The organism is Mesorhizobium sp. P160927, assembly GCF_057766385.1.
This window is the reverse complement of sequence record NZ_JBYMDW010000001.1, coordinates 3109102-3130735: the sequence shown is the minus strand read 5'-3', so window position 1 is coordinate 3130735 and position 21634 is coordinate 3109102. Positions and strand designations below refer to the sequence as shown.

At 58.9% G+C, this 21634-nt stretch carries 18 protein-coding genes; 7 read left to right on the top strand and 11 right to left on the bottom strand.

The window, feature by feature from the left end; genetic code table 11:
- Positions 1-2: 2 nt before the first annotated feature.
- On the bottom strand, positions 3-908 hold the full coding sequence (cysD, locus tag AC3CB8_RS15000; RefSeq protein ID WP_023771502.1) for a sulfate adenylyltransferase subunit CysD: 906 nt from the start codon (positions 906-908) through the stop codon (positions 3-5).
- Between the two features lie 470 nt (positions 909-1378).
- Here cysD and AC3CB8_RS14995 point away from each other — a divergent pair, with 470 nt between their 5' ends.
- Both AC3CB8_RS14995 and AC3CB8_RS14990 read left to right on the top strand, forming a co-directional pair.
- Positions 1379-2731, top strand: coding sequence for an O-antigen ligase family protein (locus AC3CB8_RS14995; protein WP_352616581.1), 1353 nt, complete (start codon positions 1379-1381; stop codon positions 2729-2731).
- 17 nt (positions 2732-2748) lie between these two features.
- Positions 2749-3696 carry an NAD-dependent epimerase/dehydratase family protein gene (locus AC3CB8_RS14990; RefSeq protein WP_352616584.1) on the top strand — a complete coding sequence of 316 codons (948 nt, stop codon included), beginning with the start codon at positions 2749-2751 and terminating at the stop codon, positions 3694-3696.
- Positions 3697-3736: 40 nt separating this feature from the next.
- Here AC3CB8_RS14990 and AC3CB8_RS14985 read toward each other — a convergent pair whose 3' ends face one another.
- From AC3CB8_RS14985 to AC3CB8_RS14970, 4 genes are all read right to left on the bottom strand, one after another.
- Entirely contained in the window at positions 3737-4276 is a 540-nt protein-coding gene (locus AC3CB8_RS14985; protein WP_023771498.1) for a sugar transferase, read from the bottom strand.
- A gap of 118 nt (positions 4277-4394) precedes the next feature.
- Positions 4395-5327, bottom strand: a complete 933-nt coding sequence (locus AC3CB8_RS14980; RefSeq protein ID WP_352616587.1) for a glycosyltransferase family 2 protein — start codon at positions 5325-5327, stop codon at positions 4395-4397.
- A 5-nt stretch (positions 5328-5332) separates the two neighbouring features.
- Positions 5333-5764, bottom strand: coding sequence for a hypothetical protein (locus tag AC3CB8_RS14975; protein WP_488377320.1), 432 nt, complete (start codon positions 5762-5764; stop codon positions 5333-5335).
- 41 nt (positions 5765-5805) lie between these two features.
- Positions 5806-7794, bottom strand: a complete 1989-nt coding sequence (locus AC3CB8_RS14970) for a UDP-N-acetylglucosamine 4,6-dehydratase (RefSeq protein WP_352617933.1) — start codon at positions 7792-7794, stop codon at positions 5806-5808.
- 318 nt (positions 7795-8112) lie between these two features.
- Here AC3CB8_RS14970 and AC3CB8_RS14965 point away from each other — a divergent pair, with 318 nt between their 5' ends.
- From AC3CB8_RS14965 to AC3CB8_RS14945, 5 genes are all read left to right on the top strand, one after another.
- Complete coding sequence (locus AC3CB8_RS14965) at positions 8113-9000, top strand: ABC transporter permease (protein WP_352727030.1); 888 nt, start codon at positions 8113-8115, stop codon at positions 8998-9000.
- A gap of 7 nt (positions 9001-9007) precedes the next feature.
- A complete protein-coding gene (locus AC3CB8_RS14960; protein ID WP_352676587.1) occupies positions 9008-9748 on the top strand; it encodes an ABC transporter ATP-binding protein in 741 nt (246 codons plus the stop codon).
- Between the two features lie 58 nt (positions 9749-9806).
- Positions 9807-10547 carry a class I SAM-dependent methyltransferase gene (locus AC3CB8_RS14955; RefSeq protein WP_352727028.1) on the top strand — a complete coding sequence of 247 codons (741 nt, stop codon included), beginning with the start codon at positions 9807-9809 and terminating at the stop codon, positions 10545-10547.
- A gap of 346 nt (positions 10548-10893) precedes the next feature.
- Positions 10894-11292, top strand: coding sequence for a hypothetical protein (locus AC3CB8_RS14950; protein WP_352727026.1), 399 nt, complete (start codon positions 10894-10896; stop codon positions 11290-11292).
- Positions 11293-11848: 556 nt separating this feature from the next.
- Positions 11849-12538 (top strand): glycosyltransferase 61 family protein, encoded by a 690-nt coding sequence (locus tag AC3CB8_RS14945; protein ID WP_352617949.1) that lies wholly within the window; start codon positions 11849-11851, stop codon positions 12536-12538.
- Between the two features lie 90 nt (positions 12539-12628).
- Here the strand turns inward: AC3CB8_RS14945 and AC3CB8_RS14940 are convergent, their stop codons facing one another.
- Genes AC3CB8_RS14940 through rfbA form a run of 6 tightly spaced genes read right to left on the bottom strand, consistent with a single transcriptional unit; the run spans position 12629 to position 21548 of the window.
- Positions 12629-13612 (bottom strand): NAD-dependent epimerase/dehydratase family protein, encoded by a 984-nt coding sequence (locus AC3CB8_RS14940; RefSeq protein ID WP_352617952.1) that lies wholly within the window; start codon positions 13610-13612, stop codon positions 12629-12631.
- Positions 13609-18114 carry a glycoside hydrolase family 99-like domain-containing protein gene (locus tag AC3CB8_RS14935; RefSeq protein ID WP_488377319.1) on the bottom strand — a complete coding sequence of 1502 codons (4506 nt, stop codon included), beginning with the start codon at positions 18112-18114 and terminating at the stop codon, positions 13609-13611. The genes AC3CB8_RS14940 and AC3CB8_RS14935 overlap by 4 nt, the downstream gene beginning before the upstream one ends.
- Positions 18111-19019 (bottom strand): dTDP-4-dehydrorhamnose reductase, encoded by a 909-nt coding sequence (gene rfbD / locus AC3CB8_RS14930; protein WP_352617959.1) that lies wholly within the window; start codon positions 19017-19019, stop codon positions 18111-18113. The genes AC3CB8_RS14935 and rfbD overlap by 4 nt, the downstream gene beginning before the upstream one ends.
- Positions 19016-20086, bottom strand: coding sequence for a dTDP-glucose 4,6-dehydratase (rfbB, locus tag AC3CB8_RS14925; protein WP_352617962.1), 1071 nt, complete (start codon positions 20084-20086; stop codon positions 19016-19018). Before rfbB ends, rfbD begins: the two co-directional genes overlap by 4 nt.
- A 25-nt stretch (positions 20087-20111) precedes the next feature.
- Positions 20112-20666 carry a dTDP-4-dehydrorhamnose 3,5-epimerase gene (gene rfbC, locus AC3CB8_RS14920; RefSeq protein WP_023784587.1) on the bottom strand — a complete coding sequence of 185 codons (555 nt, stop codon included), beginning with the start codon at positions 20664-20666 and terminating at the stop codon, positions 20112-20114.
- On the bottom strand, positions 20667-21548 hold the full coding sequence (gene rfbA / locus AC3CB8_RS14915) for a glucose-1-phosphate thymidylyltransferase RfbA (RefSeq protein WP_023784586.1): 882 nt from the start codon (positions 21546-21548) through the stop codon (positions 20667-20669).
- Between the last annotated feature and the right edge of the window lie 86 nt (positions 21549-21634).

Below are 21634 nucleotides of genomic sequence, written 5' to 3'. Positions count from 1 at the left end.
GGTCAGAAATACCCCTCGCGCTTCTTCTTTTCCATCGAACCGGCTTCATCGCGGTCGATCAACCGACCCTGCCGTTCGGAGGTGCGTGCCGTCAGCATCTCGCCAACGATGGCTTCGAGTGTGTCGGCGTCGGATTCGATGGCGCCGGTCAGCGGATAGCAGCCGAGCGTACGGAATCGCACCAACCTGTCCTGCACGACCTCGCCGGGCAGTAGCTTCATGCGATCATCGTCCTTGAGAATCAGCATGCCATCGCGTTCGACAACCGGGCGCCGCTTGGCGAAATAGAGCGGCACGATCGGGATGTTTTCCTGCAGAATGTACTGCCAGATGTCGAGCTCGGTCCAGTTCGACAGCGGGAAGACTCGTATCGATTCACCCTGCGCGATACGTGTGTTGAAGATCTTCCACATTTCAGGCCGCTGGTTCTTCGGATCCCACACATGCTGGGCATTGCGGAAAGAGAAAATGCGCTCCTTGGCGCGCGACTTTTCCTCGTCGCGACGGGCGCCACCAAAGGCAGCGTCGAAGCCGTATTTGTCGAGCGCCTGGCGCAGCGCCACGGTCTTCATCACATGGGTGTGGGTGTTCGAGCCGTGATCGAACGGATTGATGTTGTCGCGTACCCCGTCTTCGTTGACATGAACCAGAAGGTCGAAACCCAGCTTCTGCGCCATCTGATCGCGAAATGCGATCATCTCGCGAAATTTCCAGGTGGTGTCGACGTGAAGAAACGGGAATGGCGGCTTGGCCGGATAGAACGCCTTCATCGCCAGATGCATCAGCACCGACGAATCCTTGCCGACGGAATAGAGCATGACCGGCTTGGTGAAGGCTGCCGCGACCTCGCGGAATATGTGGATGGACTCGGCTTCAAGCCGCTGCAGATGCGTAAGAGCTGGTATCATGGTCCGTGGGCGTTCTCTCATGCCTTGCAACAGAAGATCCTGCGTCAAATCATCGAGCCTTTTGCGCCCGGTTCAAAGCTTCGCTTCTGGACAAGTGTTTCGTGCGGGCGTTCTAGCAGATCGTCGCGGCCCAGAACAATGCAAGACGAGCCGGTCAGCCATTCGTTCGGGAATGAATTTTCCACGCTTGCCCCAACACCCGGAAATTTCTGCTCGGAAAGCCTCCAGCCGGGAAAGGGCTGGAAAAATATTGCCCGAGAGAGCGCCTGGGATGCTGCAGGGTCAACCGGTGCCGACCGCGCGTTTAAGCGGCAATCGATCAGGGCGCACTATCGAAACAGCGGCCCAGCCGCTATACGCTTTGTGAGAGCGGGCAAGTGCATGATGAAGCATGGGCGGTTTCGAGGCGAGCGCATTCGGTTTGACCAAATGTGCCGCATAAAGTTTCTCGAGAATAGCGGGTCCGAAAATTGAACCGGCTTTCATTCATAAGGCAGCAAATCACGCCTTCGCGGATCAATGTCTATTTCTCCATTCTCTGCTTCTTTTGTCCACCGATCCTCGGATCGGCGGTCAGCTTCGTGTTCAATGGCGGCGGACTATGGTCCGTCCTGTTGATCGCCTTGAGGAGAAGGCACTTCAATGTCGACCGCGCGATGATGGCGCTGACGATCGCGATCTACGCCTATTGCGCGAGCAATGTCCTGGCGTCCATCGTCAACCACGCGATCGTGAAGGACGCACGGCATCTTGTCCCGCTGATCACCTTTCTGTTTTTTCCCATCTCTTATTCGACCTGGAGCACTACGCAAAAAAAAACGCTCGTCCGCATCATTGTGTTGGCCAGCATGGCGGCTTGTTTCGGAGCGCTGCTGCTGGCGATCTATCAGCAATATCGACTTGGTATGCGCGCCGAGGGCGGGGCGGGGAATGCGATCGTTTTTGCTGAGGTCCTCTGCCTTGCCGTGGTGATCTGCGTGGCCGCTGCCCTATCCGGTATAGAGAAATACAGGATCGCCCTCGCCTGCGCCGCACTCGGCGGAACGATCGCCGTCATCTACTCCGGTACGCGCATCGTCTGGCTGGCATTGCTGATTGCCGGCGTCGCCGTTCTGTTGATCAACCAGCAGAAGCTAAGAGGGAGAGATGCCGTTCGCGTGCTTTTGCTGCTGGCCGCGATTGCGGTCGCGATCGCGTTTTTCGGGTTCCAGACGATAGCGGGGCGTGTCGCATTTCTGCACTCCGACTGGGATGCGCTGGCGGCCCATGGTGACCACACGACTGCTTTGGGACTACGTGTCGCGCTTTGGGATATCGGCCTGAAGGCGTTTCATGAGATGCCATTGTTTGGACATGGGGTGGGTGCCACCAGGCTCTTGATCAAGCAGGGCTTTCAGGATCAGTTCGGGATGGATGCAGGTTTCAGTCACTTCCACAACGGCTTCCTGACCGCCTTGGTGCAAGCGGGAATCCTGGGTGCGGTGACGCTGGCGGCGATCTTTGTGGCTGCCGCCAGAAATGCAGCCCTGGTCCTTCGCGACAGCAACGATCCGATCGAACGGTTCGGCGCCACCATGATCGTCGCGGTCGTGATCACCTATCTGACTGCCGGCATGACAGGCATCCTGATCGGCCATGACATTCTGGACTCGGTCTTTATGGTCTTCCTGGTGTCGGGAACATATCTTGCTTGTGGGCGCCAGGCCGCGTTGGTGGAAAGGCAGGCCCTTCCGCCAGTGGTGTCACTACCGAAAAGCCAAGCCGCTCCACTAGTGACGGAAGCCACTCCATCAGACCTGGCACCTCCGCCGGCCGCCCGATAGCCGGTCCGGGCAAGACAATGAAAATCCTGGTTACGGGCACGACGGGTTTCATTGGCCGCCAGGTGGTCCATCGGCTTCGTGAGGCCGGTGTCGAACTTCGCCTTGCCTCCCGCCAGCCGGAGAGACTTGATACGGGGCCCGACACGATGCGGATGCCGGGGTACGATGCACCTGCCGAGGCTTTCCTGGCGCTGACCAGGGATGTTACGGATGTCGTCCATTGCGCGGGTCTGAACAATGATCAGGGCAATGCCGCCGAAGCCGATTTTCGGGCAGCCAATGCGCAATTGAGCGCACGTCTGGCGCATGCCGCCGCCACGCAGGCAAGCGGACGGTTCATCCATCTTTCCTCGATCCGGGCCGTGATCGGCGCGCGTGCCAGCGCAACGATCGACGAAAACACGATCCCCGACCCACAAGACGCCTACGGGCGCTCGAAACGCGAAGCAGAAATTGCCGTGTTGGGCGCCTATGCCTCGCATGGCCGTGCCGACGCGGCCATATTGCGGCTGCCGCCAGTCTACGGGATCGGCATGAAAGGAAACCTGGCGACGCTGATGCGGCTCGCCGATACGGCTCTGCCGATGCCGACAGGCGCATTGACGGCGAACCGTTCGCTGCTGTCATCGCAATCCGCCGCACGGGCGGTGTGGCATCTGCTTTGCCATTCCCAGCCACTTCGTCCGATCTATCTCGCCAGCGACGAGCCGCCGGTGTCCGTCGCTGCCGTCATCGGTGCCTTTCGCCGTGGCTTGGGGAGGCCAACGCGCCTGATGACCGTGCCGGCTGGCCCAATGCGGACGGTCGCCACACTGCTGGGCAAGCGGATGTTCTGGGACAGCCTAACGGCGACGCAAATATGCGACCCTTCGCTGCTTGCCTCGGAAGGCTGGGCGCCGGAAACCAGCACGCTGGAGCGGCTGACCGAGATAGCGCGGCTCCGAGACCCCCGACGCTCTGTTTGATCCCTGCCAAAGACAGTTTCCGCTTCTGGAGCGGGGCTGCTCAGCCGCGATAAAGTGTTCCAAACAGGATCCGAAGATCGAGCCAGAACGACGCGGTCCTGAGATAGGTGGCATCGGTTTCGGCGAGAAGTTGCGGGTTCGACATGTCGATGCCCCGGATCTGGGCCAAGCCTGTCATCCCGGGCAAAGCCTGCAAAACGCCCAGCTGCCTGCGGCATTCGATCAGTTCCGTCTGGCTCGGCAGGCAAGGACGCGGCCCGACCAGGCTCATTTCGCCACGCAGGACATTCCACAGCTGCGGCAACTCGTCGAGCTTGAATTTCCGCAAGCCCCTTCCAACCGATGTCACGGCGCTCACCGGGGTCTCATGCGAGGGCAAGGATGGCGTTCCCTGGTACATCGTCCGCAACTTGTGGCAGCGAAAAAGCACACCTTCGCGGCCAATCCGCGTTTGTGAAAAAATCACCGGACCGGGCGAGGATACCCGGACGGCAACAATGGCCAGCAATAGAATGGGAGAGGTTGCCACCAGCAGCACAGCCGCACCGGCGAGATCGAAGATCTTCTTGGCTGTCTTCATGTGGCCGATAGGACTCCCTGCCAGGCTCGACGCGATAACCGCGAGCGAGGCCCGTCAATCCGGCCGGCGTAGCATGAGGTCGCCTTCCCAACCAAGCGCGCCGCGCGGTTCGCCATTTTCAGATACGACCCAGGACAAAGGCGAGATAGAGCCCAAGGGTGCCGGCAAAAGTCTGTCGATAGACGCCGCTTTTGCGCAGGGCGCCCAAGCGTTGGAAAAGAGAACCTCGCCGACTGTTCGCGAACAGGTCGAGGCACGCCACCGCATCCTTCGTAAGGAGATCGCGATTGACGGCAAGGCCGGCAAGATTGAGATCGGTCCAGTCCGCGAACTGACCCTTGAAGAGGCGGCCCAGCCGCGAGATCCGCGCCTGCCACGATGCATTGGCGCCGACCAGATTTGCCGCATGCTGGCGGTAGCGTACCAATGGCCGCGGATCGTAGCGGACGACCCCGCCGGCACCGGTGACGATCAAATAGGCCCACCAATCGTGGCTGACGAAACCGGTGCGCGCGGAGGCCTTGGCCAACAGATCGCGCGCCGCGCGGTTGAGCAGCATGGTGTTGCCGCCGGCGATACTCTGCACCAGCGCATTGCGGAACGACGGCGGACGGCTAAACAGCGGCGAATGGCCGACCAGGCGTCCAGTTTCGGTCATGGTCGCGGTTCGCGAGCAGGACATCAGCGGGATCCCCGCATCAAATGCCTGCATCCAGCCAAGGGCGCTTTCAAGCCTGTCGGGCTCCCAGACATCGTCCTGATCGCAGAAGGCGTAACAATCCGCGTCGATGCCCGAGTCCAGGATCATCGACCGGAAATTGGCGGCAAAGCCTTGCCGCGGCCCTTCCAGCAAAGTTATCCGACCTTTTGTCCAGCGGGGCTTCCAGGCTTCTATGACGGCAACCGTGCCATCGGCGGAGCCGTCGTCGGATATCCAAAGGTCGATCAGGAGATGGGACTGCGCGAGCAGCGACTGGATCTGCTCGTCGACAAAGGCGGCGCCATCCTTCGTGCCCATCAGGACCGCAATGCGCAGATCTGTCTTACCCACTGATGTCAAACGCCTTGCCGCGCGAGGAAAACCGCTGTGCACTTTTCCTGGAATTGCTCATCTTTGCCTTCACGCAATTCCGGACGGAAAACCGCTGTGCACTTTTCCTGGAATTGCTCATCTTTGCCTTCACGCAATTCCGGACGGAAAACCGCTGTGCACTTTTCCTGGAATTGCTCAACTTTGCCTTCACGCAATTCCGGACGGAACACCGCTGCGCACTTTTCCTGGAATTGCTCAACTTTGCCTTCACGCAATTCCGGACGGAAAACCGCTGCGCACTTTTCCTGGAATTGCTCAACTTTGCCTTCACGCAATTCCGGACGGAAAACCGCTGCGCACTTTTCCTGGAATTGCTCAACTTTGCCTTCACGCAATTCCGGACGGAAAACCGCTGCGCACTTTTCCTGGAATTGCTCAACTTTGCCTTCACGCAATTCCGGACGGAAAACCGCTGCGCACTTTTCCTGGAATTGCTTTAGCTCGCCTGCCCGGCCGTTTTCGGGACCGCGCCCTGCCGCGCGTTCGCCCTTGTCTTCGTCGCGCGGTCGAGATCGGCCAGGATGGTGAGCGAGGCTGCCTTGTCTTCTGCCTTCATGGATTGCTGCAGCGCCGCAAGTGCTGCCTGGACATCCGACCACAGTGCGACATCGGTGCTCAGGCCGAAGATCTTGGCAATGCTGAGTTCCACCAGTTCCTCGTCTTCGCCGTGCAGGGTCTCGTGGAGCTTTTCGCCCGGGCGGATGCCTGTGAAGCGGATTGGAATGTCCGTATAGGGGATTTTTCCCGCCATGCGGATCATCGTTTCGGCCACTTCGACGATCGGCACGGGCTTGCCCATGTCGAGCATGTAGACGGCGTAGTCCTGGCCGGCCGGCCGCGAGGCGGCATCGGCCGCCGACATGATGACGAGATCGACGGCTTCGGCGACAGTCATGAAATAGCGCGTCATGCGCCGGTCGGTTATGGTCACCGGCCCGCCGGCCTCGATCTGCGCCTGGAATATGGTCGCCACCGAGCCATTGCTGCCGAAGACGTTGCCGAAGCGCACCGCGATGAACTTGGTGGCGGCGCGGCGGCGGCCCGGTTCCCCGGCCGGCGTGCCGTGCAAGGCGCTGACGATCTGTTCGGCGGCCCGCTTGGTCATGCCGAGCACGGAGGTCGGATCGACGGCCTTGTCGCTCGATACCATTACGAATTGCGCCACCCCGCATTTGGCGGCGACCTCGGCGCAGACAAGCGTGCCGAAGACATTGGTCTGGATGGCCGATTCCCAGTTCTCCTCCAGCAGCGGAACGTGCTTCAGCGCCGCGGCATGGTATATGATGTCGGGCTTGAACTCGGTGACGACGCGCGTCATCTGGCGCCGGTCCGCGACATCGACGATGCGGACCTTGAGGCGCTCATGGTGCTTCTCGTCGACATACTGGCTCAACTGGAAGATGCCGAATTCGGAATTGTCGGCGACCAGCACGGCCTCGGCTCCAAGCTCCAGCGACCGTTTGACCAGCGTTCGCCCGATGGAGCCGGCGCCTCCCGTGACAAGGACGCGCTTGCCACCGACGAAGGCGCCGATGCGCTCGATGTCGGACGGCACAGTCGGGCGGCGCAGGATGGTTTCCATCTCGACGGCATCGAGAACGAGCTTTCCTTCCTGGCCCAGCTGCGAAAGGCCAGCGAACTGCACGACCGCAATGTCGCCGTGACGCGCGACGCGGACCAGCTCCGAATATTCCTCGATCTCATGCTCGGCGCCGCTGCCGAAGATCAGGAGATCGAGGCTCTTGGTGCCGGTCGCATAGTCTTCCAGGACATCGATCAGACGCGGCCGGGTCGCCACCACCGGAACTCCTTGAATGCGCGTGCCCAGCGGTGCGCCATGCTCGGTAGCCATGATGCCGGCGATGGTATGGTCGGCGGGTTGCGCCGTGCGCGTGAAACGAATGATCAGGTCGGCCTCGCCGAGCCGGCCGACGAACAGGGCCTGCTTGGTGCGCGCCGTGTCGGCCTTTCCGCTGAGAACACCCCAGCTCGCGCCGTCACGCAGGAAGCGGTAGAACAGCCGGGGCGCCGAGATGATGGTGAAGGAGACGAGCAGGAAGACGATGAACTGGCGCTCGTTGAGCCCCGCGACAGGCTGAAAGGAACGTACGACCAGCGAAACGGCGTAGAGCACGAACGTCAGGATCGCGCAGCTCTTCAGAATGTTGAAGAAATCAGGTGTCGAGGCGAAGCGCCAGACCGTGGTGTAGAGGCCGCAATATCTGAACAGCAGATGGCTGATGACCACGATGCCGGCCCAGGTGACAAGGCCCTGCCTGGAGAACGCCCCGAAGGAAAGATCCGACCGCGACAGGACGAGGCTGAGCGCAACGGCGACCAGGACCATGACCACGTCCTGGACCATGATGAAGGCGCGCCGAATCTGTGGCCTGAGCCCGAACACAGCTTCCTGGGAAGTATTCATTAGGCAGTACTTAACTCCAGGCTGTCGGAGATGGCAAAGGCAAAGTACGAACACGAGATCACTCGTGGCCGACCGCTCCGTCAAATCACCATTTCCGGCCCCCGCCGCGCTGTATCGCATACTGCGGGTTGAGAGGCATAGCTAGCGGTTTTTTGGGAGTGGAATGGTCAATGGGAAGCATGGAGCCCAGTTCGCGGAAAATTGCTGCGAAGTCGGCATTAGACATTGCTTACAGACAGCCGCACGTCATCAGCATGCGTCCAGCTTTGCCGCAGTTGACTCTGTTCTAGACCTCGTTATGACGCAATGTGTTGCCATATGCCCATCGAAATGACTATTAGAGAGGTGCTTGGTGGTTCGCTGTGGCCAGCGAAGGATAATGCGCCGAAACAACAGATTGCGACACTCCCAGCTATGATTGCGGCACTAAACGGCGCTTTTGACGACATCTCGAAAGCCATGAGATTACACCAGGTCTGGATCGCGCTCGCCAACGAGGACATCGGCGACCAGCATAGGCGCACGACGCTCGGCCCGCTTTGGCTGTTGGTCAATTACGTGGCGTTCGTAGGAACGTTCGTCTTCGTCTTCCAGCCAGCCGGCAGGGGCGCGGCGGGGTATTCCGCCTACGTCGCGATCGGCCTTCTGGTATGGTTCTACCTGATGGAGGTGATGTCCATGAGCGTCTCGCTTTTTCAACGCGAGGAGAGCTTCATCGAAGGCACGACACTGCCCTTGTTCGTGTACGTGATGCGACTGGGTTTGCAGTCCGTCATCAGAGCCGGCTATGCGATCGTAGGTTGCGTTGTCATTCTGGTCTTTAGCGGCTCCCCGATCGCCATTCCATGGCTGTGGTCGTTGGCAGGGTTGCTGTTGATTTTGTTGGCCACGCCAGCCCTTATCACCGTGTTCGCGTTTCTTGGGGCTTTCTTTCCCGACAGCCAGTTTATCGTCGGCAATTTGTTGCGGGTCGGCATGTTTTTCACGCCCGTCTTCTGGATGAGCAACAGCCAAGATCCCATCCAAAAATACGCCTACGAGTGGAACCCATTCACCTATTTTCTGGAAATCGTCCGTTTGCCGATCATAAACGCAGAGTTTCCGGCTCACGCCTTCACTGTAACGATCATCGCATCGTTATTTACATGGGTGATTGCGTTGCTGCTGCTTGGTCGGTATCGCAAACAAGTCGTCTTCCTGATCTGAGTTCTCGATGGTCTCTATAAAGCTGGACAACGTTAGCCTTTTTTACAAGCTGCACGAGAAGCTAACGCTTTCCGCGCCTGACAAGCGCGTGGGTGGCCCTGGAGGCCGAATTGACGGCTCGGGCAGAAAGCAGTTTGTGCAGGCGCTCAATGGCGTGAGCTTCGAGCTCAAGTCGGGCGACCGATTGGGCCTTGTCGGCCCGAATGGAGCAGGCAAGACCACTCTTCTCAAGGTGCTCTACGGCATCTACGAGCCAACCGGGGGAAGCGTCGCGATCCAAGGCAAGGTCGACGCTCTTTTCAACATCAACATAGGCTTTCGTCGCGAGGCCACCGGGCGCAGGAACATCGTCTTGCGCGGGTTGATCAGCGGATGGACGGAAGCCGAGATCGAAGAGAAGATGGAGGACATCATTGCCTTCAGCGAACTCGGGGACTTCATCGACCTGCCGTTCAAGGCCTATAGCCAAGGCATGGCTGCGCGGCTGGCCTTCTCGGCTGCAACCGCGCTCGATCCCGAAATCCTGTTGATGGATGAGTGGATCGGCGCCGGCGACGCCTCCTTCCAGGACAAGGCGAAAAGGCGCATGGATGAACTGGCGGAAAAGGCTGGCATCATCGTCCTGGCGAGCCACAGTGAGGCGCTCATACAAAGTGTGTGCACGAAAAAAATGACGCTCAGGAGCGGTCGAATCGAATCGTTCACGACAGAGCCGGTTAAGCGTGCTGGAACTGTGGCTAGGCCGTAATCCCTGCTTGCGGGATCACCTGACATAGTCATTCGACGGTGTAATCTGAAACCCGCCTATGAAGGAATATACTGCTATGAGCCCATTTGGCCTAAATAATAATGGCACTCTCATTAAGCATGGCGGTGTATTTTATACAAAGATGATAGAAATTATCGGAACGTCTCTCAATCCCAAGGCGTATTTCGAGATTGGGACCGATGCCGGAGTGTCTCTCAAGGCCATGAAATGCGCCAGTCTCGCTGTCGACCCTCAATTCCAGCTTACCGAAAACGTAATTGGCTCTAAACCCTCTCTGCATATGTTCCAGATACCGAGTGATGATTTCTTTCGCGATCACTCGCCGATCGACTATTTGAAGCGTCCCATCGAACTCGCATTCCTCGATGGAATGCATCGGTTCGAGTATCTACTTAGAGATTTCGCCAATACGGAGAGATATTGCGGGAGGAATTCTGTTATCCTACTCCATGACTGCCTCCCGACCACAATCGAGATGATCAGTCGTGTTCACACCCATGGCGCTTGGGCCGGGGATGTCTGGAAGGTCCTCCCTGCGTTGCGAAAGTACAGACCCGACCTGCACATTACGTATTTGGATTGTCCTCCGACCGGCTTGGTGGCAATCACGAACCTGGACCCAAATTCGTTAACCATCTCCGATGGCTACTTCTCCATCGCAAGGGAGTTCATGGGGGTTGACGACAAACCGCTTAAGGAGTTTTACTCCCGAATTGCCCTAACAAAGAGCGCGGACCTTCAATCTCACGAAGAGATCACGAAGCTGTTTTGGCTATAGAGGATGAGCAAGAGCGGAAACTTGTGAATGATGCCTCATCCGCTTGATCGCTTAACAAATTGCCGATACCAAGAATCGAGTGATAAAGGCGGCGCAGGGAGCGGATATGATCATAGGCCCAGACTTTATCTGGCTTCATTTCCCCAAATGCGCTGGAACTGCCTTGGAGTTGGCGTTGCGCGATCTCTTACAGGGCAGATAGGCGATCGAGTTCGACGAAATCGACGATGTAACTGGTCGATGGCACCACACTATAGCCGAGCGCCAAGCGGCCGACCCCAACTTCGACCCGTCTGGCAAGCGGGTGTTTGCTTGTATTCGCCGCTTACCGTCATGGATTATGAGCATGGTGATCTTCGAGGCGACGCGTAACGAACACTTAGTTGCTACTCGCGAAATGATTGTCCGCGGGAAATGTTTCGATGGAAATTGCGTTAATCGCGCCGACGATTACTTGGACCTCTTCAACATAGACGTTCACCATTGGCTTCGTACGGAGCATCTAGCTGCCGACGTAGCGAACGCGTTCGATCTCCAACAAGCCGACGTTGCCGACGCTCTGTCACGGTGCAGGTCAAATGTTACGCCACCCTATGTCAGAAACACTGAGTTCTGGTTTACAGACGAGGATCTTGGTACCCTCTATGCCAACAATCCGCTCTGGGCTTCGGTCGAAGACAGGGTGTACGGCGGCCACCCTCCAGCCTCTTTGCTGCGGGGTTTGGTCGATCCACTATTGCGATGAATATGACTGAACAACGGATGGCTTAGCACAACCGATGCCACGCCTTGGACCGAACGCGATGTGTCCGCTGCGCACCGTCCAGCAGGTTTTTTATTCGTATTTGCGAGACTGAGACTTATGGAAATTTGGAACTTGAGGCCACTACGGCCTGATTGTTAAGTCCACCCAGTTGGCTGGAAAAAGGACGTCTGTGCATAGAATATTGCAGTTTATTCGGCGACGCCGTTACCTCCCAGCCACGCCCAGTGAGCCCGCCGTTTTTGACGAATCGACATCCGTCCAGTCGGCGTTTCGTCATGATCTGGTGCCCAACTATCGTGCGATTGCCTACGCTACAGTGACCGAGACGGTTTTTGACAAAGCCTCGATGACGTACAAGGGAGCGGTCTATGATAGTGCCGGGGCTCTCGTTTTTCATTCCCTACGACCGGCGTCGCCTCTGTATACCTACAGACCCGATATCCCGGTTTCCCGAAGTGTTGAGCCGACAGCCGAGCCCTTAAAACTCGAGGAGGCCATTTATGGCGGGCACTTCTTTTACTCTTGGGGTCATTTCTTGATCGAAACGCTGTCTAGCGCAGCGGTCACCGATGAACTTCCAAAGGTTCCGGTCGTCTTCTCGCCATGGGAGATTACCGCGCAGAACGAATGGACGAACGGCTATGAAAGACACGTCGCGCCGATACTGAACGCTGCGGGATGGGGTAGGCGCCGAATAATAGTCACAGCCAAGCCTGTCTTGGCTAAGTCCCTTTACGTACCCCAGCGTTTGACTTCATTTGGTACTGCGAGCCCGTCAATTCACCCAGCGATATCCAGCGTATACGAGAGAATTCGCTCCGCCTTTGAGCAGGATCGACACGACGAGACAGTGCTGGTCATGAGGTCGGAAGATCATAGACGGTGGCATCCTTCAGAAAGAGCGGTCTATGAGACGCTCGCCAACCTAGGGGTCCAAGCCATTCTTCCTCAAAGTATGACTGCGGAGGCGCAAGTTCGAGCTATCTCGCGGGCAAAGACCTTGATCGGGTTTACTGGCAGCGTATTGCACAATTCAGTCTTCATGGGGAGAGAAACGCAGGTAATTGAGATTGGGGATCAGCCAGAAAAGAGTGTTGCTGACAGAATTCAGTCTGAGCTTTGCGGGATTTGTGGACAAGACCTTTTTTTTGTCCCTGGATTTACAGGGACGCCGCGCTCTGCAAATGATCTCTCATCCTCTATTCTCGATTTAGCTAGCTTATAGCGATGAGGATCATGATCGTTCGTTGTCCCTGCATTTCGATGCACCGCATGGGCTCTGTTAACCCCAATAGCAATGTGGCGAATCCACTGACTAAGCCAGCCTTTGGCCGTGATCGCGAAATTGCCCCGCTGAGCTTTGGCCCTGTCGCCAGCGGTAGGTGAGAGCGACGCCTTCATCGAGCGTATGGGACGGGCGCCAGTCGAGTTCGCGTTCGATCTTCTGTATATCGAGAACGTTCCGGCGGACATCGACCCCACGGGCGGGGGCATAAACAAGTTTTGCCGGAACGCGGAGAATGGCGGATATCTTCGTCACCAGTTCGATCACGCTCGTACCTGCGCCGGAGCCGACATTGTAGATTTCGCCGGCTCGTCCACCAAGGCCCAGCAATACCAGCGCCTCCACGACGTCGTCGATATAGACATAGTCGCGCACATTCTCGCCATCGCCCCATATGGTCACCGGGGTTCGGCCTGCGATCCTGTCGAACAGGGCCGCGATCAATCCTTGCCCCTTCGCGGCCGACTGATGCGGACCAAAAGGGTTCGAAATCCGCGCTATCACGCTGTCGACACCATGCAGCGCCCGGTAGAGACTGTAATATCGCTCGATGGCGAGTTTGACCGTGCCGTAGGATGATATCGGGACGTTCCGGTGTTCCTCGGATACCCGCAAATCGTCGGTCTGGCCGTAGACAGTGCCGCCCGACGAAGAAAAAACCCATCGGCAGCCCGATCCCTTGGTCGCCTCAAGCAACCCCACCGTGGCAATCAGATTGGCCTCGATCTCCGCAACGGCCATGTCGGTTGCCGCCGTGGGGCGCGTGGAACTGGCCAGGTGAAAGACCATGGAGTCTTCCATCGCTGCGAAGAGCTGGCGCGGGGGAGCGGCCAGGTCACCGAGAATGACGCTGCTCCCGGCAGGCCAGTGTTCGCACGCATTGCGGGCAAAGCATACAATCTCAAAGCCCTGCTGTGCCAGGGTCCGTGCGAGGTTTATCCCTATGAAACCGGAGGCTCCAAGGATCACCGCCTTCCTGTGCTTGCCGGCGGGCGGTGGGCGCTCCTGCGTCATGCCGCATCCGAACCTTTGACACCGAGATAGGTGCGAACGTGCCGCAGCCAGGCATCAGCCTTCCGACGCGTTTCGGCGGAAACTGACACAAGCGAGCGCGCTGCCTCCTGCACCCGCCGCACCTCGTCCAGATGTTTTTCCGCCACTTCGGACTGCGTCACGCCTTGGGCGTGACGCCGGTGCCAGTTGAGCTGCTTCGCGCTGAATCGTATCTTTCCCTGCAGCAATACCCTGAGGTAGACGAGCCAATCTCCTGCTATGCGATAGCTGAACAACTCGTCGCCGATTTCGGTGATCGCCCTGCTGATGGCAAGGCGCCGGAAGAGGACCGCACTGACATTCGGAATTGTATTCTTGATGCTCATCGCCTCGCGAATCTCGGCTTGGCCATTCCTGGTATAGTCGGACGACCAATCATCAGAGATGTCGCGTGTGTAGTCGATGTAGTCTTGCGCGAGCACGCGTCCCTTGCCGTCCAATTGCCCGGACTGGCTATAGGCAAGCACGAGCGACGGATCCGCGAATGCCGGCACAAGCTCTTCGAGAAAGCCGGCCTCGGCGAAATCGTCCGCTTCCGCAATCCAGACCAGATCGCCACGGCTACGGTCCACGCCCTTCGCCCACTGATGAAAGGCCGATCCCGAGTTCTGGCTGTTGATGAACAGTTCCGCACCCAATGCGTCGTGCTCGGCGCGGAAGGCGTTGATGGTCTCGACACTTCGATCCGTCGAGGCGTCGTCCAGCACGATAAGTTCATAAATCGGATAAGTCTGGTTCGCGATACTCCTGAGCCGTTGCGGCAAGTGGGCCGCGTAGTTGTAATTAGGAACGACCACCGATACGCGCTGGAACCCCGTCGCGTAGTGCAAGAGATCCATCAGATAGTGCCGCATTGATCCGACGGCAGCGAGGTCCTGCTGGCCAGGCCTGTCCAAGATTTCCCTTAGCTGGATGGCAAAATCTTCGACGTCGAGCTTTCCCGCGAGCCTTCCTCCGTTCTCGACGATGAAATCGGCCGCGCCGGTAGCTTCCTGAAAGGCCACGACCGGGACACCGACTTCCGCGGACTCCAACACGACATTCGGAAACGGATCCTCGCGGGACGTCAGTGCGTATATGGACGCTCCCGCATAGTACGCCATCGGGTCCTGGACAAACCCGACGAACTTGACGCTATCCGTCAACCCCTTCTGGGCGAGAAGCGTCTCGATCGTTTCCTTCATCCCCTGATCGAAATGACCAATCCAGATGAATGCCGTACAGGGATGCGAGCGAAGAACTTCCTCTGCCACTTCGATGAAGAGGTCCGGCCCTTTCCGGTGGTCCACAAAGGCCACGGCAAGAACGTACCGGGTGTCCCGTGCAAGGCCGTGCTGGCTGCAAACGAGACGACGCGCTTCCTCGGACCGGCCCTTGAACGGGTTTTTCCGGACAAGGCCCTGAGGACGGATCAACGCCTGCCTGAGCGGTTCGCCCAGGAAGCGCTCGAATCCAGATTGGACGACGGGCGCTGCAAAAACGATTTTGTCAGCGTGTTCGGCGATCGCGGCGGCATGCCTGTTCAGGCTGTAGGACTCCAGCACTCCCGGCAGTTCGTGAACCAGCGAGACGGTATGGAAGCCAGCTTTCTTCAAGATGGGGACAATCAGGCCAGATACCGTGGTGTTGACAATGGCGATATCGGCACCGGCGGTCCGTATCGCCTCCACCTTCCGACGCACCGATTCTGACGGTTCTCTGTCGAGAGCGATGCGATGCAGGGAGGCAACTTCGGCAAAGCGCGGCATCATGGGCCCGTCGCCAAGGACGATCATGTCCACATCGTATCGCAACTCTCCAAATTCGCGAGCCATTGCCAGCGCGAGCACTTGCGCGCCATGCGGGTGGGCGTCGTGGGATACGATCACGATCCGGGGTTTGCCCTTTCCGCCCGCCGCCTCCAAAGCGTCCCGGGTCGCCTGCAGATAGGCATAGCCGTTTGCACTGTCGGGCTCCAGGTGGGCGCCTTCCGCCCACTCGTTCCAGGCATTGACGAAGACTAGCCGCTCGGACGGCTCTTTGACCTGAGCCAGTGTGTCCTCGATGGCGTTGTCGAGCCATTTGCGGTAGAGCGCGGGGGTGTTGTTGACGAATACGGTGCCGCCGCGCTTGCGGCGCGCCGTGTTGTCCCAGCCCGGGCAAACCGAACGGAAGAGTTTGTATTTGCGGGCCGGATAGTTCTCGCTGCGTTGCGGGAAGACCGACCAATCATAGACGGTCGTGGCAAAGTCCCCGCGCAACGGCGTCACGGTGTGTGTGACGTTTGGTGGTGCTGAATTGTTCGGCGGAAATTCGGCCGCACCATCGAACCCGTAGCGGTCGGGAGACACAGATTCGAAGGATTGGGTATAGGCGAGGAAAATCTCTCCAATACCGTTCTGCCGGCACCATGTCCGCCAGCGCCGGGCAGTCTCCGCTGCCGCCGGAAGCAGGCTTGGGCGATAGACAAGCAGCACTGGCTTCCCGTCGATGCGGATGTAGCGAGAGTCGCGAAGGTAAGGAGCCACCTCGGCGATAAAGGCGAGATCGTCCTCGGGAGAATGATCCTGAGCGACAAGTATTTCCTGATCCATGCCATCCCAGCGGCGTGACCAGTTCTCGTTGGCCCAGCAAAGGCAAAACGGCATATCGAGGCTCTTGTCCTCAAGCCAGTTTTCGAGCGGCGTTTCCAGCAGCCGCTTGCCACCAAACCAATAGAAGTAAAAACAGAAGCCTTCCACACCATAGAGCTTTGCCAATTCGACCTGCTGATGCTGCACGGCGGTATCGCGCAAATCATAGTAACCGAGCCCCTCCGGCACACGCGGCTGATGGTGGCCGACAAACTGCGGCTGAGCGGGCCTGACATTGGTCCATTCGGTGAAGCCCTGCCCCCACCATTCATCATTTTCGGGAATCGGGTGGAACTGAGGTAGATAGAATGCGATCACCCGCACCGGCTTCTGGAGCAATGGCGGCGCGTCGAGACGCGGCACGTAGACCGGTTCTGGCACAAGACTCGGGCCAGACCTGAACAGAACCGCCTGTGAGTCTGCGCCCAGCGGGGCATCTGGCGCCTCCAAGCTTCTCCAGGTACGATAGGCGTTCGTCACGCCAAACAGTGACGGAAAGTGCGAGAAAACCGTGTTCTTCAACTTTCTCTTCGCGCCCATGGGTAGCGGCAGATTGTGCCAACAGCGGTAAGCGCCGCGCGCCATGATGCGCCGAGCTCTGCCGGGCGCCTTGCCGATGGCGCGGGCGCGGTTCCCAAGCCGTCGAAATGGCCCTGTGAGTTGCCAGGACGTGCTGGCATAAACGGCATCCAGAACACCATGTAACCGGGCTTCCTCGGAGCGCGCATTGTCGCGGTCAGCGAGCAAGCTGCCAGTTATCTCCTGTGCAGCCGACAATTCTTCTTGCAAGATCTGGATCTCTTCAGCTTTGGCGATGGTTTGGGCCCTCACCTGCGCGATCTCGTCCTCGCGATCCCTGACACGCGTGCGCGCATCGATCAGCTTGCTGGATAAAGCCTCGATCTGCGCCCCCTGCCCTTCCGCCAACTCTCTGTTGGTCTCAATTTCTTCTTCCATGGTCATCGAGTTCAGCGACCACGGATTCCCGACCTGATCGATCGCCTTGTTCTCGGTGCCGTCAAGGGCAATCATGCTCCCGTCGGCGATAGCGATCCTGCCTTGTACGCTGCGAGACCCCAGGACGTTTTCCTGGATCGATCGCTTCGTTACGATGCAGAGCGAGTTGAGGAATTCGACGGAATGGATCGACGCCAGAGCAGCGTCATCGAAGGCGACCTTATGCTTTTCGGTGAAGGTGGCCAAAGCCTCCACTCGACCACGGTTCAGCCCCCAATGCTCATGGTTGACTACATCAAGAAGGCGTTTGAAAAATGACATCGAGGAAAGAGGGTCGTAGAGACCGCCTTCGAACTCTTGCCAATAGCTGCAATGCAAATCTTCCGCTATATACATTCCGCCCTCTGAAAGGTGAGGGAAGTAGCGAGCAAAGGAGCGTATTATATCGGATGACGTATGCGATCCGTCGTCTATGACAATATCAAATTCCTTGGAAATCGCAGTAATATTTCTTTCTACCTCATCCGTATTTGCGTCGCCGACAACAACTCCGATTTTCTTGTCATCGAAAATCAGATTCGCGCACGCCACGTTGATGTCACAGCCGAGAACGAGCTCTGCTTCGGTAAAATATTGCCGCCAGATCTCAAGTGAACCACCGTTCTGGACCCCGATTTCCAGAATTCTAACCGGCTTGTTTCGATATTGCGCGAAAATTCGATCATATGTTTCAAGATAAATCGACCATTTGTCCGACACTTTGCCGCTATGGGCCTGGTATAGGTCACGAAGTGAGCCGCCTTGTGCTCCAGGTTGCTTGGCTTTCCTCATGGCGCGCACTTTAGGTCCGGCCTCACCAGCAGTCTGCCGCTCCGGCAAAGGGTGCTTGTTCATGGAGTCAATGCCTGTCTCGTATTGCCAACCAGAAGCCGCTGCACCACCTCCCCCGCTGACATCCGCCAGTCCGGCGCCGTCCATCCGAACGCGTCCGCGAATTTCGCGCTTGATAGTCTTGAATTGGCGGGGCGGCGCGCTTTGGTTGGGTAGTCCATCGTTGTGATATCCCGTACCCGCGCCCAGGGACCACCAAACTTCAGGCTTGTGTCGAGGATATGGCGGGCAAAGCCGCTCCAGCTGGTCTCGCCACTGCCGGCCAGATGATAAGTGCCGAACCGGGCGAAGCTCTTGTCGCCATGCAGCACCGCAGCCGCATGCAGGATCGCGTCGGCGATGTCAAGTGCGGATGTGGGATTTCCCCATTGATCCGATACCACCGATATCTCGTCGCGGCCGGCGGCCAGCCGCAGCATGGTCTTGACGAAATTCTTGCCGAACGGACTGTAGACCCAGGCGGTGCGCAGGATCAGGTGGCGCGGATTGGCGGCGGCCACCGCCTGCTCGCCGGCAAGCTTGGAGGCGCCATAGACGCCGAGCGGCGCCGTCGGATCCGCCTCGACATAGGCGCCGGCCTTACTGCCGTCGAAGACATAGTCGGTCGAAAGATGGATGACGGGAACGCCGAGCCGCGCCGCGGTCTCCGCCACCTTGCCGGCCCCGGTCGCGTTGACCGTAAAGGCCAGATCGGGCTCGTCCTCGGCCTGGTCGACGGCCGTGTAGGCGGCGGCCGACACGACGATATCGGGCTTGGCACCCGCGATGACGTCGATGATGGCGTCGGGCCGTGCCAGGTCAAGCTCCGGGCGGCCGATGGCGGCGACCTCCACGCCCGCGCGCGCCTGGCCGGCCGCGAGCAAGCTTGCCGCGACCTGGCCGTCGCGTCCGGTGACGAGGAGCCTCACGCGCCCACCTTGCGGGCTTCGCCCAGTCTCTCGCCGGCATAGCGCTGTTCGCGGATCGGCCCCCACCACCATTCGTTGTCGAGGAACCAGTCCACGGTGCGTGCCAGGCCGCTGTCGAAATTCTCCCTGGGCGTCCAGCCGAGCTCGCGGCTTATCTTGGCGGCATCGATGGCGTAGCGGCGGTCGTGGCCGGGACGGTCGGTCACGAAGGAGATCAGCTCGCGATAGCGCCTGCCGCCGGCGCGCGGACGCCTGGCGTCAAGCAGATCGCAGATCGTCTCGACGACGGCAAGGTTCGTACGTTCCGAATTGCCGCCGACATTGTAGCTCTCGCCCGGATGCCCTTTCGTGGCGACGAGCTCCAGGGCGCGCGCGTGATCCTCGACGAACAGCCAGTCGCGCACATTGGCGCCGGCGCCATAGACCGGCAGCGGCTTTTCGTCGAGCGCGTTGAGGATGACGAGCGGGATCAGCTTCTCGGGAAAATGATAGGGGCCGTAATTGTTCGAACAGTTGGAAAGCACGACAGGCAGGCCGTAGGTCTCGTGCCAGGCGCGCACCAGATGGTCCGAGGCCGCCTTCGAGGCGGAATAGGGCGAAGACGGCGCGTAGGGCGTCTCCTCGACGAACATGCCGCCGTCGAAAGGCAGGTCGCCGAACACCTCGTCGGTGGAGACGTGATGGAAGCGGAAGCGGCTTTTCCTGTCGTTGGACAGGCCACGCCAGTATTCCAGCGCGGCGTTGAGTATCTTGTAGGTGCCGACGATGTTGGTCTCGATGAAGGCGCCCGGTCCGTCAATCGAGCGGTCGACATGGCTTTCGGCGGCCAGGTTCATGACGATATCGATGTCGTGCCGGCGCAGAAGGTCGAGCACCGCCCTCTCGTCACAGATGTCGGCCTGAGCGAAGCTGTAATTATGGGCGTTCTCGATCGGCCGCAGCGACGCCAGATTGCCCGCATAGGTCAGCTTGTCGAGATTGGTAACCCGGTATGCCGGGTTGGCGCACAAATGCCTGCATACCGCCGAGCCGATGAAGCCGGCACCGCCCGTCACCAGAAAATTCATACCGCGGTCCTCACGCAAACATCCATCAGGCGAATACCTCGGCGACGGCGAGCAGCGGCGCCTTGAGGTCCTTGTCAGAAAGCTGGAAGCCGCCGGTCAGCGACGGCCACTCGATGCCGATGGCTGGATCGTCGAAACGGATCGACCGATCGTGCTCGGGCGAATAGGTGTCGGTCACCTTGTACAGCACCTCGGTGTCGGGCACGAGCGTGACGAAGCCGTGCGCGAAGCCCTTTGGCACCAGGATCTGGTTGCCTTTTTGCGCCGACACTTCGAGGGCGACCCATTTTCCGAAGGTTTTCGAGGTGCGGCGGATATCGACCGCGACATCGAGAATGCTGCCGCGGATCACCCGCAGCAGCTTGTCCTGGGCACGCGGCGCTAGCTGGTAATGGAGCCCGCGTAGCACGCCCGCGGCGGCGGAATAGGAGTGGTTGTCCTGCACGAAAACCAGGTCGATGCCGGCCTGCGAAAAGCGCTCGGCATTGTAGGTTTCCATGAAGAAACCGCGCGCGTCGCCATGTCGCTTCGGCACGATCTCCAGCACGCCGTCGAGGCCAAGCGGTCTCACCTCGAGCATCTACCCCTCCAACAGGTCGGCGACTCGCCGGCGCAGATAGCTGGCATACTCGTTCTTTCCCAGGCGAGTTGCACGATCCAGCACCATGTCCGCCGTCAGCCAGCCCTGCTCAAAGGCGATTTCCTCCGGACAAGCGACCTTGATGCCCTGGCGGTGTTCGATCGTGCGCACGAAGGAAGAGGCTTCATGCAGGCTGTCATGCGTGCCGGTGTCGAGCCAGGCATAGCCGCGTCCCAATCGGTGAACATGAAGCTGGCCGCGCTCGAGATAGACATTGTTGACCGCCGTGATCTCGATCTCGCCCCGCACCGAAGGTCGGATGGTCGGGGCGATGTCGACGACGTCATTGTCGTAGAAATAGAGACCCGTGACGGCCCAGTTGGACTTCGGGCTTTGTGGCTTTTCCTCGATCGTCAGCGCGGTCCCGGTCGCCTTGTCGAAAGACACCACGCCATAGCGTTCGGGATCCTCGACATGGTAGGCGAACACCGAAGCGCCTGTCTGGCGCGATGCAGCGGCGCGGCAAAGCTGCGATAGCCCGTCACCAAAATAGATGTTGTCGCCCAGGATCATCGACACGCTGTCCTTGCCGATGAAATCGCGGCCGATGATGAAGGCTTCGGCAAGGCCATTGGGCTGAGGCTGCTCAGCGTAAGACAGCGCCAGCCCGAAGTCCGATCCGTCGCCGAGCAAGCCACGGAAAGCCGGCAGATCACGCGGCGTCGAAATGATCAAAATCTCTCTTATTCCCGCGAGCATCAAAACGCTCAGCGGATAATAGATCATCGGCTTGTCGTAAATGGGAAGAATTTGCTTAGAGACTGCTAATGTTAGTGGATAAAGACGCGTTCCACTGCCTCCAGCAAGGATAATTCCTTTCAAGAAGCTCTCCTCGACATGCCAAAGCCCCCCGGCCCTGAGTGCCTGTGCTTAGGTTTCATGCATTGGCTTGTCAATGCGGCACACAA